Origin of the sequence: Streptomyces sp. NPDC127108 (assembly GCF_042677545.1) — a bacterium.
Taxonomy (GTDB): domain Bacteria; phylum Actinomycetota; class Actinomycetes; order Streptomycetales; family Streptomycetaceae; genus Streptomyces.
The window spans coordinates 103,923-121,876 of sequence record NZ_JBHXTE010000030.1; the positions used below are offsets into that span (position 1 = coordinate 103,923).

Below are 17,954 nucleotides of genomic sequence, written 5' to 3' on the forward strand. Positions count from 1 at the left end.
CTAGGAATTACTTTCAGGAGACGCCGAGTTCGTTGTCGATGAAGTCAAACATGTCATCGTCGTCGGCGTCTTCGAGCTGGTCCGCGATGGCGGGCCCGGTGCTCCCCGCGGGGTCGGCGGTGTCGAGCCTGCCGAGCAGCGCCCGCAGCCTGCCGCGCACGGCGGTCCGTTCGTCGCCTGCGAGGACGCCCGCGGCCAGCGCCGCTTCCAGCCCGGCCAGCTCGGCGATCACCCCGCCCGGCCGCGCTCCCGCGACCGGCTCCGCCGACTCCGCGCCGCTCGGCAGGCTCTCGTCCAGATAGGAGGCGAGGGCCGCCGGCGACGGGTAGTCGAAGATCAGGGTGGCGGGCAGGCGCAGTCCGGAAAGGGAGTTCAGCCGATTCCGGAGTTCCACCGCGGTGAGCGAGTCGACGCCCAATTCCAGGAATCCACGGGTGGCCCCTATTGCCTCGGGCCCGGAATGCCCGAGCACCGTCGCCACATTACCCCGCACGGCGTCGAGCAGGGCCCGTTCGCGCTCCTCGGGGGAAAGTCCCGCCAATTCCCTGACGAGGGCGGGCCCGGTGCCGTTCGGCTCGGCCGGGTTGCCGGAGCGCGCGAGCGCCCTGTCGACGCGGCGGGCCGGGGCGGGGACCAGGTCCGCGAACACGGGCTGTACGCCGTCGGGTCCCGCGGAGGCCCGCAGGGACGCGGTGTCCAGGCGGAGCGGCACGAGAACGGCGGGGGCGTCGGGGTTCTGCGGCGATGCGGGGGTCACCCCGGTCGAGGTCAGGGTCACGGCGGTGTCGAGGAGCGCAAGGCCCTCCGCAGTGGACAGCGCGGCCACGCCGCCCCGCGCCATGCGTCCCAGGTCGGCCCCGGCCAGCTTGCCCGTCATGTCGCTCTCCTGCGCCCACAGGCCCCAGGCGAGGGAGACCGCCGGGAGGCCCTGGCTGCGGCGTACGACCGCGAGCGCGTCCAGGACGCTGTTGGCGGCGGCGTAGTTCCCCTGGCCGGGGCTGCCGAGGACACCCGCGGCGGAGGAGAACAGCACGAACGCGGACAGGTCGAGGCCGGCCGTCAGCTCGTGCAGGTTCAACGCCGCGTCCACCTTCGGGCGGAGCACCGTGTCCAGGCGCTCCGGCGTCAGCGACGTGACCACGCCGTCGTCCAGTACGCCCGCGACGTGCACGACCGCCGACAACTCACTGCCCGTCTTGCCCAGCAAGGCGCCCAGCGCCTCGCGGTCGGCCACGTCGCACGCGGCCACGGTGACCCGCGCGCCCGTCGCCTCCAGCTCCGCGCACAGGTCGTCGGCGCCGGTGGCGGCGGCGCCCCTGCGGGAGACCAGGAGCAGATCGCGTACGCCGTGCCGCTCGGCGAGATGCTTCGTGACGACGCGTCCCAGGCCGCCGAAGGCGCCCGTGACGAGGACGGTGCCCGCGCCGAACGGGGCCACGTCCTCGGTCGGGGCGGCGGCCGTTCGGGCCAGTCGCGGCACCCACACCTCGCCGTCCCGCACCGCCACCTCGGGCTCACCCGAGGCGAGCACGGCGGCCAGCGCCGATCCGGCGACCGAACCCGCGCCCACGAGGACGTCCACGCCCGAGGCGGCATCCACGTCGACGTCCGCATCGACACTCACGTCGACACCCGCGTCGGCATCCGTATCGACAAGGACGAACCGCCCCGGGTGCTCCACCTGCGCCGACCGCACGAGACCCCAGATCGCCGCCCCCGCGGGGTCGACCTCCGTGTCCGTGCCCCCGGCGGGAACCGCGCCGCGCGTCACGACCACGAGCCGCGCGTCCTCGAACCGCTCGTCGGCGAGCCAGCCCTGCACGACGGTGAGGGCGTCGGCCAGCGTCGCGGAGACCGCCTTCGCCCCCACGGGCCCGCCGTCTGCGGCGACCGACGCCCCGCCCGCGCGCCACAGCACCCCGGCGGGAAGCGTCTCCCCCGCCCCGAGCGCCGTGCCCAGGGCGGCGAGGTCGGCGAAGACCCGCGCGCCCGGCACCGCCTCCGTGTCCCCGATGAGCACCAGGGGCACCTCCTCGGCGGCCGTGGCCCCGTCCTGCCGCTTCCACTCGACGTGGAACAGCGAGTCGGCTCCCGCCCCACCGCCGCGGAGCTGCTCGTCCGAAACCGGGCGCGACACCAGCGAGTTGACGGTGGCGACCACCTGCCCGGTCTGGTCGGCGAGCGTCAGCGTCACGGCGTCCGCTCCGGCGCCGCGCAGCCGCACCCGGACCGTGGCGGCGCCCGCCTGGTGCAGACGTACGCCGCTCCAGGCGAAGGGCAGCCCGAGGCCCTGGCGTTCGTCGTCGCCGTCCTGCGCCCCGGGAAGGAGCAGGGTGGCGTGCAGCGCGGCGTCGAGGAGGGCCGGGTGCAGGGTGAAGGCCTCGGCGTCCGACTCCTCGGGCAGGGCGACTTCGGCGAAGACCTCGTCGCCGCGCCGCCAGGCCGCGCGCAGCCCCTGGAACACCGGGCCGTAGCCGTATCCCGTCTCGGCGAGGCGGTCGTACAGCTCGGCGGCGTCGGCGATCGGCTCCGCGTCGCGCGGCGGCCACTCGGACAGGCCCTGGGGCTCCTCCTCGTCGGCCTCGGCGGACAGGAAACCGGCCGCGTGCCGCGTCCACGGGCCCTCGGGGTCGGCCTCGTCGCGCGAGTGGACGCTCACCGGGGCGCGCCCGTCGTCGTCCACCGCGCCGACACTGACCTGCAACTGCACGGCGCCACGCTCGGGCAGCACCAGCGGAGCCGCCAGCGTCAGCTCCTCAAGGACCCCGCAACCGACTTCGTCACCGGCCCGCACGGCCAGCTCCACGAACGCCGTCCCCGGCAGCAGCACCCGTCCGCCCACGGCGTGATCCGCCAGCCATGGGTGGGTGGCCACCGAAAGACGCCCCGCCAGCAAGTAGCCACCGGAGTCCACCAGCGGCACGGCCGCTCCGAGGAGCGGGTGCCCGGCCGACGCCAGCCCCGTGGCCGACACGTCGCCCGCGCCGCGCACGGCCGCACTCGGCCAGTAGCGCCGCCCCTGGAAGGCGTACGTGGGCAGGTCCACCCGGCGCCGCGACGCGACCGGCGCGTACAGCGGCGCCCAGTCGACGTCGACTCCGCGCACATGCAGCTGAGCGAGAGCCGCCAGGAACGTGTCCGGCTCGGAGCGGTCCTTGCGCACGGCCGCGACCAGGCCCGCCTGCGCCTCCTGATCCGTGATCGTGTCGTGCGCCATCGCCGTGAGAACCGAGTCCGGGCCCAGCTCCAGGAGGGTCGACACGCCCTGCGCCGTGAGAGCCCCGAGGCCGTCGTGGAAGCGGACCGCCTCGCGCACGTGCCGCACCCAGTACTCCGGGTCCTGCAGCTGGGCGGCCTCCGCCAGCTCACCGGTCACATTCGAGACCACCGGCAGGGCGAGTTCCTGGTACGTCAGGCTCTCGGCGACCTTGCGGAAGTCGTCCAGGACGGGGTCCATGAGGGGCGAGTGGAAGGCATGGGACACCTTCAGCCACCGGACCTTGCGGCCTTCGCCGCGCAGCTTCTCCTCCAGGCCCTCAAGGACCGTCCGGTCTCCGGAGAGGACCACCTGCGTCGGCCCGTTCACAGCCGCCACACCGGCGCGATCCGATACGCCCTCAAGCAGCGGCAGTACGTCGGCCTCAGCGGCCTGGACCGCGAGCATGCCCCCGCCCTCGGGCAGGGCCTGCATCAACCGGCCGCGCGCAGCCACCAGTTGGGCAGCGTCCTCCAGGGACCACAGCCCGGCCACATACGCGGCCGCCAGCTCGCCGATCGAGTGACCACCGACGATCTCCGGCCGCACCCCGAAGGACTCGGCCAGCCGGAACAACGCCACCTCGACCGCGAACAACGCGGGCTGCGCGAAGCCGGTCTGGGCGAGCGCCTCCGCGTCGGTACCGAACATGACGTCCTTCAACGGACGCTCCAGCAGCCCGTCCAGATGCGCGCAGACTTCGTCCAGCGCATCCGCGAACACAGGGAACGCCTCGTACAACTCACGCCCCATACCCACGCGCTGGCTGCCCTGCCCGGTGAAGACGACCCCAAGACGGCCATCGACCACCGAACCGGTCACAGCCCCCGGACCATCGGAGGCAACCGCCCCAAGTCCGGCCAGGAAGGCATCCCGCTCCCGACCGAAGACGACCGCCCGGTGCTCGTGCGCCGCGCGTCCCGACAGGAGCGACCAGCCCACGTCCACGGGGTCGACGTCGGCGTGGGTCACCGCGTGGTCCCGCAGCCGCTCGGCCTGGGTCCGCAGGGCGTCCGCGCTGCGGCCCGACACCAGCCAGGGCAGTGCGTACGTCGGTGTGGCCGCCGGGGAAACGGCCTCGGCGGGCTTGTCCGACTGCGCCGCCCGTTCCACGATCACGTGGGCGTTGGTGCCGCTCACGCCGAAGGACGAGATGCCCGCGCGACGCGGCGCGCCGCCCTCGCGGCCCGGCCACTCCCGGGGCTCCGTCAACAGCTCGACAGCCCCCGCCGACCAGTCCACATGGGAGCTGGGCTCGTCCACGTGCAGGGTCTGCGGCAGGACACCCTCCCGCATCGCCATCACCATCTTGATGACGCCCGCGACACCGGCGGCGGCCTGCGTGTGACCGATGTTGGACTTGATGGAACCCAGCCACAGCGGCTGGTCGGCAGGGCGCTCCTTGCCGTAGGTGGCGAGGAGGGCCTGGGCCTCGATCGGGTCGCCGAGGGTGGTGCCCGTGCCGTGGGCCTCGACGGCGTCCACGTCACCGGCCGACAGACCCGCGCTCTCCAACGCGGCACGGATGACCCGCTGCTGGGACGGCCCGTTCGGCGCCGTCAGGCCGTTGCTCGCACCGTCCTGGTTGACGGCCGAGCCACGCACGACCGCCAGCACTTCATGACCGTGGCGCTTGGCGTCCGAAAGCCGCTCCAGCAGGAGCAGGCCCACGCCCTCGCCCCAGCCCGTGCCATCGGCGGCCTCCGCGAACGCCTTGCAGCGGCCGTCCGTGGCGAGGCCGCGCTGGCGGCTGAACTCCACGAAGGTGTCCGGCGTCGACATCACCGTGACACCACCGGCGAGCGCCATGTCGCACTCGCCCTGGCGCAGCGCCTGGGCCGCGAGGTGCAGCGCGACCAGGGACGACGAGCACGCCGTGTCCACGGTCACCGCCGGGCCCTCCAGGCCGAAGGCGTAGGAGAGGCGGCCCGAGACGACGCTGGCGGCGTTGCCCGTGCCGAGGTAGCCCTCGCCTCGGTCGGGGGCCGTGCGCAGGACGTCCTCGTAGTCCTGGCCGTTGGTGCCGGAGAAGACGCCGGTGCGGCTGCCGCGCAGGGTCGCCGGGTCGATGCCCGCGCGCTCGAAGAGTTCCCAGGAGGTCTCCAGGAGGAGCCGCTGCTGCGGGTCCATGGCGAGGGCCTCGCGCGGGGAGATCCCGAAGAAGTCCGCGTCGAAGTCGGCCATGTCGTGGAGGAAGCCGCCCTCGCGGACGTAGCTCGTCCCGGCGTGGTCGGGGTCCGGGTGGTAGAGCGAATCGACGTTCCAGCCGCGGTCGTCCGGCATGTCGCCGATGGCGTCCCTGCCGTCGCTGAGGAGCCGCCACAGGTCTTCGGGGGACCGTACGCCGCCGGGGAAGCGGCAGCTCATCGACACGATCACGATGGGGTCGCCGTCGACCGCGCCCGCCCGGCCCCGGGCGGGCTCCGGGGTGTCGCCGCCGAGCGGGGCGATGTCGCCGAGGAGTTCGTCGCGGAGGTGCGCGGCGAGGGCCTCGGGGGTGGGGTGGTCGAAGATCAGTGTCGCCGGGAGGTGGAGTCCGCCGGCCGCGCCGATGAGGTTGCGCAGTTCGACGGCGGTCAGCGAGTCGAAGCCGAGGTCCTTGAAGGGGCGGGTGGCGTCGACGGTCTTGGTCGCGGGGTAGCCGAGGACGGTCGCCACCCGGTCGCGTACGAGATCCAGGAGGACCCGGTCCCGTTCCGCCGCCGGGAGCGTGGCGAGCCGCTCCGCGAGCGGGAGCGTGGCGGTGTCGGGAGCGGTCGACGCGGCCGCGCCCCGTGCGTCCGCCGTCGAGGGCCCGGTCGGGCCGTCGGCGCGCGTGAGCTGGTCGAACAGGTGGTTGGGGCGGGCCAGGGCGTAGGTCGGCGCGCAGACGTCCCAGTCGACGTCGGCGAGCGTGACCGCTGCCGTGACCGGGCCCGTGTGCGCGTCGGATCGCGCGGCGGCCGCCAGTGCGGCGGCCATCGCGGCGACCGCCAGGTCCGGTGCCATCGAGGGCATGCCGCTGTCCCGTACGCGCTGTTCCACGACGCCGCCGTCGACGGCCATGCCGCCGCCTGCCCACGGGCCCCACGCGAGGGAGAGGGCGGGCAGGCCGAGGGACCTGCGGTGGTGGGCGAAGGCGTCCAGGAAGGCGTTCGCGGCCGCGTAGTTGCCCTGGCCGCCGATGCCCATGGAGCCCGCGACGGACGAGAAGAGCACGAACGCCGTCAGCTGTTCGTGGTCGCGGGTCAGCTCGTGGAGGTTCAGGGCCGCTTGCGCCTTGGGCCGGAACACGGTGGCGAACCGGCCCGCCGTGAGGCCGTCGAGGACCCCGTCGTCCAGGACACCCGCCGTGTGGAACACCCCGGTCAACGGCACATCGTCCGGAATCCCGTCCAGAACCCGCGCCAGCGCCTCACGGTCCGCCGCGTCACACGCCGCGACCGTCACCCGGACGCCCAACTCCTCCAATTCAGTACGGAGTTCGGGCGCACCCGGCGCCTCAAGACCACGACGGCTCGTCAACAGCACATGACCGGCACCCGCACGCGCCACCCACCGCGCCACATGACCACCCAGCGCACCCGTACCACCCGTCACAAGCACCGTGCCACCAGCCGGAGACCACTCCCCCACCGACGGCGCATCGCCCAGCGCCGCGTCGGCCGAGGGGACGCGCGCCAGCCTGCGTACGAACACACCGGAGCCACGCACCGCCACCTGGTCCTCACCGGACGTCGAGGCGGCGGCCAGGGCGTCGGCGAGCCGCAGCCGTGACCGCTCGTCGGCGTGTTCGGGCAGGTCGACGAGGCCGCCCCACAGCTGGGGCTGTTCCAGGGCGGCGACGCGGCCCATGCCCCACACGGGGGCCTGCGCGGGAGCCGTCAGGCGGTCCGAGCGGCCCGTGGTCACGGCGCCGCTCGTGGCGGCCCACAGGGGGGCGGCCACGTCCGCGTCGCCCAGGGCCTGGAGGAGGGCGAGCACGCCTTCGAGGCCGACGGAGACAGTCGGGTGCGCCGAGCCCTCGGACGCGTCGAGGGCCAGCAGGGAGAGCACGCCCTGGGGGTGGTCGGCGCCCGACTCGGCCTGGTCGGCGAGGAGTTCGCGGAGCTTGGCGCCGAGGATGTCGCGGCGGTTCTCGTCGGGGCGCACCGGGATCAGGGCCACGCGTGCGCCACGGGACTCGAGGCCCGCGGTCGCGGCGGCGACCCACGGGTGCGCGTCCGCGTCCGCCGGGGCGACCACCCACCACGTACCGTCGAAGGCCGCCGGGGCCAGGCCGGTCAGCGGCTTCCACGCCTCCTGGTAGAGCCACCGCCCGACCGTGGAGGCCTCGCGCCGTTGCCGTCGCCACGACGACAGCACCGGCAGCGCCTCACCCAGCGCCGCCACGCCTTCGGCTTCGCCCTCCGCGCCCAGCTCGGCGCTCAGCGACTCCAGGTCGCCGCGCTCCACGGCCTCCCAGAAGCGTGCCTCCACCTCGTCGACGCCGAGCCCGCCGCCACGGGCGACGGCGGCGGCGGACGCGGACAGGTCGAGCCAGTAGTGGTCGCGCTGGAAGGCGTACGTGGGCAGGTCGACGCGGCGGCGGGCCGCCACGGGGGTGTACAGCGGCGTCCAGTCGACGTCGCAGCCACGTGCGTGCAGTTGGGCGAGGGCGGCGAGGAACGTGGCCGGTTCGGGGCGGTCCTTGCGCAGGGCCGCGACGAGACCGGCCTGGGCGGCCGGGTCCGTGATCGTGTCGTGGGCCATCGCCGTGAGCACCGAGTCCGGGCCCAGTTCCAGGAGGGTCGACACGCCCTGCGCCGTGAGGGCGCCGAGTCCGTCGTGGAAGCGGACGGCCTCACGGATGTGACGGACCCAGTAGTCGGGGTCCTTCAGCTGGGCGGTGTCCGCCGGTTCACCGGTCACGTTCGAGATGACCGGCAGCTTCGGGTCCTGGTAGGCGAGGCCCTGCGCGACCGCGCGGAACTCGTCCAGGACCGGGTCCATGAGGGGCGAGTGGAAGGCATGCGAGACCTTCAGCCACCGCACCTTGCGGCCCTCGCCGCGCAGCTTCTCCTCCAGGCCTTCAAGAACCGTGCGGTCGCCGGAGAGGACCACCTGCGTCGGCCCGTTCACCGCCGCCACGCCGACGCTCTCCGCGAGGCCCTCCAGGAGCGGAAGCAGGTCCGCCTCCGCCGCCTGCACGGCCAGCATCGCGCCGCCCGCCGGGAGCGACTGCATCAACCGGCCGCGCGCGGCGACGAGTCGGGCCGCGTCCTCCAGGGACCACAGGCCCGCGATGTACGCGGCCGTCAGCTCGCCGATGGAGTGCCCGCCGACGATCTCCGGGCGCACCCCGAAGGACTCGACGAGGCGGAACAGGGCCACCTCGACGGCGAACAGCGCGGGCTGCGCGTAGGCGGTCTGGGCGAGCGCCTCCGCGTCGGTGCCGAACATGACGTCCTTGAGCGGGCGTTCCAGCAGCCCGTCCAGGTGCGCGCACACCTCGTCCAGGGCGTCGGCGAATACGGGGAAGGCGTCGTACAACTCCCGTCCCATGTCGACGCGTTGGCTGCCCTGCCCGGTGAAGAGGACTCCGAGGCGGCCCTCGACCACGGAACCGGTGACGACCCCCGGACCTCCGGACACCACGGCCCCGAGCCCGGCGAGGAACTCCTCCCGCTCCCGGCCGAAGACGACCGCCCGGTGCTCGTGCAGGGCGCGGCCCGAAAGCAACGACCAGCCCACGCCGACGGCGTCGAGGTCCTCGCGCCCGGCCACGTGCGCGCGCAGGGTCTCCGCCTGTGCCCGCAGCGCCTCCGCGCTGCGCGCCGACACCACCCACGGGACCACGGCCACGGCCACCGGCGCGGCACCGACGGGCTCGGCCGACTCGCTCGGCTCGGTGGGCTCGACCGCCTGGGCCTGTTCCACGATCACGTGGGCGTTGGTACCGCTCACGCCGAACGACGAGATGCCCGCACGACGCGGCGCGCCGCCCTCGCGGCCCGGCCACTCCCGGGACTCCGTCAGGAGCTCGACAGCGCCCGCTTCCCAGTCGACGTGGGAGCTGGGCTCGTCCACGTGCAGGGTCTGCGGCAGAACACCCTCCCGCATCGCCATCACCATCTTGATGACACCCGCGACACCGGCGGCAGCCTGGGTGTGCCCGATGTTGGACTTGATGGAGCCGAGCCACAGCGGCTCGCGCCCTGCCGGGCCCTCCGGCCGTGTCCGCCCGTAGGTGGCGAGCAGTGCCTGGGCCTCGATCGGGTCGCCGAGGGTGGTGCCCGTGCCGTGGGCCTCGACGGCGTCCACGTCACCGGCCGACAGACCCGCGCTCTCCAACGCGGCGCGAATGACGCGCTGCTGGGAGGGCCCGTTCGGCGCCGTCAGGCCGTTGCTCGCGCCGTCCTGGTTGACGGCCGAGCCACGCACGATCGCCAGGACCTCGTGCCCGTTGCGGCGGGCATCGGACAGCCGCTCCAGGAGCAGCAGGCCCACGCCCTCGCCCCAGCCCGTGCCGTCGGCGGCCTCCGCGAAGGCCTTGCAGCGGCCGTCCGTGGCGAGGCCGCGCTGGCGGCTGAACTGCACGAAGGTGTCGGGGGACGCCATCACGGTCACGCCGCCCGCGAGCGCCATGTCGCACTCGCCCTGGCGCAGCGCCTGGGCCGCGAGGTGCAGGGCCACGAGCGACGCGGAGCAGGCGGTGTCCACGGTGACGGCGGGGCCTTCGAGGCCGAAGGCATAGGAGAGGCGGCCGGACATGACGCTCACCGCGTTGCCGGTGAGGACGTGGCTCTCGATGTCCTGGGGGACGGCGGCCATGCGGGAGATGTAGTCGTCGCCGTTGGAGCCGACGAAGACGCCCGCGCGGGTGCCGCGCAGGGTCGTCGGGTCGATGCCCGCGCGCTCGAACAACTCCCAGGAGGTCTCCAGGAGATGGCGCTGCTGCGGGTCCATGGCGAGGGCCTCGCGCGGCGAGATGCCGAAGAAGTCCGCGTCGAACTCGCCCGCCTCGGACAGGAAGCCGCCCTCGCGGACGTAGGTCTTGCCCGCGCGGTCGGGGTCCGGGTCGTAGAGGTCGGCGAGGTCCCAGCCACGGTCGCCCGGGAACTCGCCCATGGCGTCGCGGCCCTCGGCGACGAGACGCCACAGGTCCTCGGGTCCGCGCACGCCGCCGGGGAAGCGGCAGCTCATCGACACGATCGCGATGGGGTCGTCGTCGACGGACGTGATGTCGGCCCCGGCCGTACCACGGGGCTCGGTCTCGGCCGCGTCGGAGCCGAACATCTCCTCGGCCAAGTGGGCCGCGAGGAGTGCGGAGTTGGGGTAGTCGAAGACGAGGGAGGCGGGCAGGCGCAGGCCCGTCGCCGCCTGCACGCGGTTGCGCAGTTCCACGGCGGTGAGGGAGTCGAAGCCCAGCTCGCGGAAGGCCCGGTCCGGGTCGATGGCCTCAGGGGCGGAGTGGCCGAGGACGGCGGCGGCCTGGGCGCGGACGAAGGTGACGAGGGCCGCGTCGCGCTCCGCCGCGGCGAGGGGGGCGAGTCGGCGTATCCAGTCGGGGCCGGTGACGATGTGGCCGCCGGTGGTGTCGGGGGTGCCGTCGGCCGGGGCGGCGGTCCGCTCCCGCACCTCGGGGATCGCGGCGAAGAGGGGGTTGGGGCGGGCCGCGACGAAGCCCGGCAGGAAGGTGTCCCAGTCCACGGCGGCGATGACGACACTCGCGTCGCCGCGCTCGACGGCGTCCCGCAGGGCGGCGACGGCACGCTCGGGCGGCATCGGCGGCATGCCGTCGCGCCGGGTCCGCTCGGCGCGCACGGCGGTGTCGGCGAGCCCGGCGCCGTCCCAGGTGCCCCACGCGACGGAGGTGGCGGGCAGGCCGTCGGCGCGGCGCTGTTCGGCGAGCGCGTCCAAGTAGGCGTTGGCGGCGGCGTAGTTGGCCTGCCCTGCGTTGCCGAGCGCGCCGGACGCCGACGAGTACAGGACGAACGCGTCCAGGTCCAGGTCCCGGGTGAGGTCGTGCAGGGCGGTGGCAGCCGGGGACTTGGGGCGCAGCACGCCGTCGAAGCGTCCGGGGGTGAGGCCGTCGACGGTCCCGTCGTCCAGGACTCCGGCCGTGTGCACGACGGCCGTCAGGGGTGCGTCGGCGGGGATCCCGTCCAGGACCCGCGCCAGCGCCTCCCGGTCGGCCACGTCACAGGCCGCGACGGTCACGCGTACACCCAACTCCTCCAGCTCGGCCTGGAGTTCGCTGGCGCCGGGGGCGTCGAGGCCCCGCCTGCTCGTGAGGACGAGGTGGTCGGCGCCCGCGCCCGCCAGCCAGCGGGCGACGTGCCCGCCGAGCGCGCCCGTGCCGCCCGTGACCAGGACCGTGCCACGGGGCGTCCACGGGGTGTCGCGGGTCAGGTCGGCGCCCGCCGCCTCGCCACGGAGGAGGCGGCGCACGAACACACCGGATCCGCGCACGGCGAGCTGGTCCTCGACGGCGGTGCCGGGGTCGTCCGTCGCGGGGCCTTCGGCGGCCGCGGTGAGGATCGCGGCGAGACGGGCACCGGCCCGGGTGTCATAGGAAGCGGGTACGTCGACGAGTCCGCCCCAGCGGTCGGGGTGTTCGAGCGCGGCGGTCCGGCCGAGGCCCCACAGGTGGGCCTGGACGGGGTGGTCGAGGCGGTCACTGCGCCCCGTGGAGACGGCACCCCGGGTCAGGGCCCACAGCCGGGCCTCGGTCCCGGTGTCACCGAGGGCCTGCAGGAGCGCCAGCGTGGCGGCGAGCCCGGCGGGCACGGCCTCGTGCCCGGCCAGGGGGGACTCGTCGAGGCCGAGCAGGGAGAGGACTCCGGCGAGGGGGGCGGCCGGGGAGCCGTCGCGCCCCTCGGCAGCAAGGCCCGCACCTCCGCCGGCCGAGTCGCCACCGCCGGTCGCATCACCCCCGGCCGCCTCCCGCAGCCGCTCGGCCAGCAGTTCCCGTGTCGCCTCGCCCGCCGCCACGCGCAGCTCGACCGGCTCGGCGCCGGAGCGTGCCAGGGCCTCGACGACCCCGGTCGCCCACGGGTGGTCCGCGGCGGTGTCGGGCAGGACGACCAGCCAGCGCCCCGAGAGGCGGGCCGACGGCAGGCGGACGCCGGGCAGGGGCTGCCAGGCGACGCGGTAGCGCCAGCTGTCGATGACGGCACGTTCGCGGCGCCCGCGGCGCCATGCGGACAGGCCGGGCAGGACCTCGCTGAGCGCGCCCTGGGCGACGTCCCCGAGCGTCGACGTCAGCTGGTCGACGTCCTCGCGCTCGACGGCCTCCCAGAAGCGGGCCTCGGCCTCGTCCGCGGCGGCGGGCGGAGCGACGTCGGAGGCGCGCTCCTCGGTCAGCCAGTAGTGGCGGCGCTGGAACGGGTACGTGGGCAGGTCGACGACGGTGTGCTCGCCGGGCAGCAGGGCGTGCCAGTCGAGTTCGGCGCCGAGGGCGTGGGCCTCGGCGATGGAGGCGAAGAGGCGGTCCGCGCCGCCCTCGTCCCGGCGCAGCGAGCCGAGGGTGGCGGCCGGGGTGTCGGCGTCGTCGATGGTGGCCTGGACCGGGACGGTGAGGACCGGGTGGGGGCTCATCTCCAGGAACAGGGTGTGGCCCTCGGCGAGGAGGCCGCGGGCGGCGTGCTCGAAGAGGACGGTGTGGCGCAGGTTGCGGTACCAGTAGTCCGCGTCCATGAGGGTGTCGTCGGTCAGCCAGTCGCCGGTGAGCGTGGAGTAGAGCGGCACGTCGGGCGAGCGGGGCGCGACGGGGGCGAGGACCCGCGCCAGGTGCTCCTCGATGGCTTCGACGTGCGCGGAGTGGGAGGCGTAGTCGACGGGGATGGTGCGGGCGCGGATGTCGCGGGCCACGCAGCTCGCGACGAGCTCCTCCAGGGCCGCTGTGGTGCCGGAGACCACCACGTGCGAGGGGCCGTTGACGGCGGCCACGGACAGGTCGTCGCCCCACTGGGCGAGGATGGCGCGCACCTGCTCCTCGGGCAGGGGTACGGAGACCATGCCGCCGCGGCCGGAGAGTTCGAGGATGGCCTGGCTGCGCAGGGCGACCACCCAGGCCGCGTCCTCCAGGGACAGCGCGCCCGCGACGCACGCGGCGGCGATCTCGCCCTGGCTGTGACCCACCACGGCTGCGGGTTCGACGCCCGCGGCGCGCCACACGGCGGCCAGGGACACCATCACGGCGAAGAGCACGGGCTGGACCACGTCGACCCGGTCGAAGTTGTCCCCGCTCAGCTCCTCGAACAGGTCCCAGTCCACGAACGGGCCGAGCGCGTCCGCGCACTCCCCCATGCGGTCGGCGAACACCGGACTGGAGTCGAGGAGTTCACGGGCCATACCGGCCCACTGCGAGCCCTGCCCCGGGAACACGAACACCGGCCGGACCGTGCCGCCCTGCGCGCGGCCCGCGACCACGTTCCGCGCGGTGGTGTCGCCCTGCGCCAGCTCCTCCAGCCCGGCGAGCAGCTCGTCCCGGTCCCGCCCGAGGACGACGCCTCGCTGCTCGAACCGGGAGCGTGCCGTCGCCAACGACCAGACGACGTCGTCCAGTTCGAGGCCGGGTCGCGCCAGCAGGTGCGCGCGCAGCCGGGCGGCCTGGGCGCGCAGTGCGGGCTCGGTCTTCGCCGAGAGGGACAGGGGGACGAGGCCGGGGACGACACCAGGGGCGGCAGGGGCCGCGTCGAGGTCGAGGTCGGCGGTGAACGCGTACACGTCATCGGGTACGGGAGCGGGCTCGGCGTCCACGCCGGGCTCGCCCTGCGCCACGCCGCCGGACTCCCCCGCCGACGGCTCCCGCGACGACTCCTCCGCCGGCGGCGCCTCCACCGGCGCCTGCTCCACGATCAGGTGGGCGTTCGTACCGCTCATCCCGAACGACGACACACCCGCGCGCCGGGGCGCGCCGTCGGCTCGCTCGGGCCACGCCCGGGCCTCGGTCAGGAGCTCCACGGCCCCCGCGGACCAGTCGACGTGCGTGCTCGGCTCGTCCACGTTCAGGGTCTTCGGGAGGAGGCCGCGGTCGATCGCCTGGACCATCTTGATGACACCGGCGACGCCCGCTGCGGCCTGGGTGTGGCCCACGTTGGACTTCAGCGAGCCCAGCCACAGCGGTTCCCGGCCCTCGGGGCCCTCGGGGCGGTCCTGGCCGTAGGTGGCGATCAGGGCCTGGGCCTCGATGGGGTCGCCGAGGGTGGTGCCGGTGCCGTGGGCCTCGACGGCGTCGACGTCGGCGGGCGTGAGGCCCGCGTCGGCGAGGGCGGCGCGGATGACGCGCTGCTGGGCGGGGCCGTTGGGGGCGGTGAGTCCGTTGCTGGCGCCGTCCTGGTTGACGGCGGAGCCGCGGACGACCGCGAGGACCTTGTGGCCGTTGCGGCGGGCGTCGGACAGGCGCTCCAGGACGAGCATGCCGACGCCCTCGCCCCACGCCGTGCCGTCCGCGGCCTGTGCGAAGGGCTTGCAGCGGCCGTCGGGCGCGAGGCCGCGCTGACGACTGAAGGCCAGGAAGGAGCCCGGTGAGGCCATGACGACGACGCCGCCCGCGAGGGCGAGGGCGCACTCGCCCTGCCGCAGCGCCTGCACGGCCAGGTGCAGCGCGACCAGGGACGACGAGCAGGCCGTGTCGACGGTCATGGTGGGGCCCTGCAGGCCCAGGGTGTAGGCGATGCGGCCGGACGCGACGCTGGCGGCGGTGCCCGTGACGAGGTAGCCCTCCAGGCCGTCACCGGCGTCGCTGAGGCGGGGGCCGTACTCCTGGGTCTCGGCGCCGACGAAGACGCCGGTGCCGGAGTCGCGCAGGGCGGCGGGGTCGATGCCCGCGCGCTCCAGGGCCTCCCAGGAGGTCTCCAGGAGGAGGCGCTGCTGCGGGTCGGTCGCGAGGGCCTCGCGGGGCGAGAGGCCGAAGAAGTCCGCGTCGAACTCGCCCGCGTCGTGCAGGAAGCCGCCCTCGCGGACGTAGCTGGTGCCGGGGCGGTCGGGGTCGGTGTCGTACAGGCCCGCGAGGTCCCAGCCGCGGTCGGCGGGGAAGCCGGAGATGGCGTCGACGCCGTCGGCGACCAGCTGCCACAGTTCGTCGGGGGTCTCGACGCCGCCGGGCAGGCGGCAGCTCATGGCGACGATGGCGATGGGCTCGTCGTCGGCGCGGCGGGCCGCGGCAGGCACGTAGGCGGCGTCGGCGCTGTCGAAGAGTTCGGCGCGCAGATGACGGGCGAGGCTGTCGGCGCTCGGGTAGTCGAAGACGGCGGTGACAGGCAGCTTGAGGCCGGTGGCCCGCTGCAGTCGGCGGTGCAGCTCCACGGCGGTCAGGGAGTCGAGGCCCAGGTCGAGGAAGGGGCGGGAGAGGTCGCCGGGCGGGCGGGTGCCGTCGGCGCCGCCGAGGACCGCGGTCACCTGCTCGGCGACCACGGCGCGCAGCCGCCGCTCCTGTTCCGCGCGCGGGCGTCCTTCAAGGGTGTCGCGCAGTTCTTCCGGGTGGGAAGGGGCCTCCGGGTGAGGCCGGGCCTCCGGGTGAGAATGGGCTGCGAATTCCTCGAAGTCGCTCATTGTTCCACTCCGTAGCACCGGCCATGATGGCTTTCAACAAATCCCTGTATGCACTCCGGGCCACATCATCTGACGGCGCGTCGGCCCGCATGGACTCCGCGAATCCGGGATTCCTCGACGATTCCCGTGGATTCTTCGAATTCCTGCGTCCGCAGGGTTTCCTGAAATGCTTCAGGAACACCGGCTTTCCCGACCGGACTTCAGACAAATTTGCCCACAATACCTGCGCAGGCTAACAGTGCGATCGCCGTCGCCCCTACCCCTAAGCAGCCCCTATGGCGTCCGGGTGCGGGGCGGATATAGGGGTGTTCGGGATTACCGCCCGGCCCTAGGGTCAGGATCGTGGAAAACGCTGTCCGGGTTGAGAATCTGGTGAAACAGTACGCGTCCAACGCACGCCGCGTGGTCGACGGCCTGAGCTTCGATGTGTATCGGGGCGAGGTGTTCGGACTGCTCGGGCCCAATGGCGCGGGAAAGAGCACCACGGTGGGCATGATGACCACCCGGGTGCGGCCGACCTCGGGCAGCGTCGTGATCGACGGTGTCGACGTGGTCGCGCGACCGAGAGAGGCGAAACGCGTCCTGGCGGTGGTGCCGCAGCGCAACAACCTCGACCGGTCGCTGTCGGTGCGTCAGAACCTGCTGTTCCACGCCACGTACCACGGCATCCCGAGGGCCGAGAGACGGCAGCGCGCCGATGAACTCCTCGACCAGATGGGCCTGTCGGACTACCGCAAGTCGAAGGTCGACGACATGTCCGGCGGGCAGGTGCAGCGCGTGATGATCGCGCGCGCCCTGATCCACCGCCCGAACGTGCTGTTCCTCGACGAGCCCGCGACCGGTCTCGACCCGCAGGCGCGCCTGTTCGTGCACGAGCGGGTCGCCGAACTCGCCGAGCGCGGCGTGACGGTGGTCGTCACCACCCACGACATGGACGAGGCCGCCAAGCTGTGCGACCGCGTCGGCATCGTGGACAAGGGCACCCTGCTCGCCCTGGACACCCCCGACGGCCTCGGCAAGCTGCTGCCCGCGCACTCGACGCTGGCCCTGACGGTGGAGTCGCCGTCGGGCCCGGCGCCCGTGGCGAAGCTCCTCTCCGACCTTCCCGGGGTGCGTCAGGTCGACGAGGTGGACCCGGAGAACCCGCCCGCTGACGGCGGCTTCCGGTTCCGCATCTATACGGACACCGAGCCGGTGGCGGCGCTCCAGCCGGCGCTCGCGGCGCTGACCGGCGGGGACTTCCGGGTGACGGACGTCGGCGTCGGAAAGGTGTCCCTTGAAGACGTCTTTCTCCACCTCACCGGAAAGAATCTGCGATGACTACGTCGGCCACGGCCGCACCGGCCTCGCGGCAGTTGCACACGTTCGGCGCCATCATGTGGCGCGACGTGTTTGTCGCCCTGCGCCAGTTCCCCACGTTCATCGGCCAGGCCATCATCCAGCCGTTCTTCACGCTGTTCGTGTTCGGTGTGCTGCTGAGCGACGCGGGCTATGTGGACGGCGACTACAGCTCCGTGCTGCTGCCCGGCGTCCTGGCGCTGAACGGATTCCTCGGCGGCATGCAGAACACGGCACTGCCGCTCGTCGTGGACTTCTCCTACACGCGTGAGATCGAGGACCGGCTTCTTTCGCCGATCTCGCTGAGCCTGGTGGCCGTCGAGAAGATTCTGTTCGGCGCGCTGTACGGGTTCGTGGCGTCGCTGATGATGACGCCCGTCGGCATGGTCCTGCTCGATCTGTCGTGGCCGATCAGCAAGACCGTTCCCGCCCTCGGCATCGCGGGGCTCGGCGCGCTCGCGGGCGCCTCGATCGGTCTGTGCCTCGGCACGTCGGTGAGCAGCGACAAGGTGGACGTGATGTTCACGCTGGTCCTGATGCCGCTGCTGTTCACGGGCTCGACGCAGTTCCCGCTGGTCGCCCTGGACGAGGTGCGCTGGTTCCAGGTGATCTGCGGCGCCAATCCGCTGTCGTACGCCAGTGAGGGCATGCGGGCCGTGACGTCCCCGAACGTGGAGCACATGCCGCTGCCGATCACGCTGATCGTGCTCGTCGGGTCGATCACGCTGTTCGCGTCCATCGGCATCCGCGGGTTCCTGAAGCGCGCGCAGACATGAGCAGGGCCAGGAGGGCGACGGCCTGAAGGTACGGCGGAAGGGCCCCGGAGCGATCGCTCCGGGGC

General features: G+C 73.8%; 3 protein-coding genes and 1 pseudogene. 2 read left to right on the plus strand and 2 right to left on the minus strand.

Features of this window, described 5'->3' with window-relative positions:
- Positions 1–13: 13 nt before the first annotated feature.
- Positions 14–15,343: a type I polyketide synthase gene (locus tag ACFVHO_RS24870; RefSeq protein ID WP_385718586.1), complete on the minus strand. Its 15,330-nt coding sequence runs from the start codon at positions 15,341–15,343 to the stop codon at positions 14–16.
- A 99-nt stretch (positions 15,344–15,442) separates the two neighbouring features.
- Positions 15,443–15,775 (minus strand): annotated as a pseudogene (locus ACFVHO_RS24875) (acyl carrier protein); the annotation flags it as partial.
- 372 nt (positions 15,776–16,147) lie between these two features.
- Here ACFVHO_RS24875 and ACFVHO_RS24880 point away from each other — a divergent pair.
- Together ACFVHO_RS24880 and ACFVHO_RS24885 are read left to right on the plus strand one after the other, a co-directional pair.
- Complete coding sequence (locus ACFVHO_RS24880) at positions 16,148–17,095, plus strand: ABC transporter ATP-binding protein (RefSeq protein ID WP_385718572.1); 948 nt, start codon at positions 16,148–16,150, stop codon at positions 17,093–17,095.
- On the plus strand, positions 17,092–17,889 hold the full coding sequence (locus ACFVHO_RS24885; RefSeq protein WP_385718575.1) for an ABC transporter permease: 798 nt from the start codon (positions 17,092–17,094) through the stop codon (positions 17,887–17,889). Before ACFVHO_RS24880 ends, ACFVHO_RS24885 begins: the two co-directional genes overlap by 4 nt.
- Positions 17,890–17,954: the final 65 nt, after the last annotated feature.

Excerpts from the sequence above, each read along its gene's own strand:
- ACFVHO_RS24885 (WP_385718575.1), top strand. The coding sequence starts at position 17,092 with ATGACTACGTCGGCCACGGCCGCACCGGCCTCGCGGCAGTTGCACACG.
- ACFVHO_RS24870 (WP_385718586.1), bottom strand. The coding sequence starts at position 15,343 with ATGAGCTGCCGCCTGCCCGGCGGCGTCGAGACCCCCGACGAACTGTGG.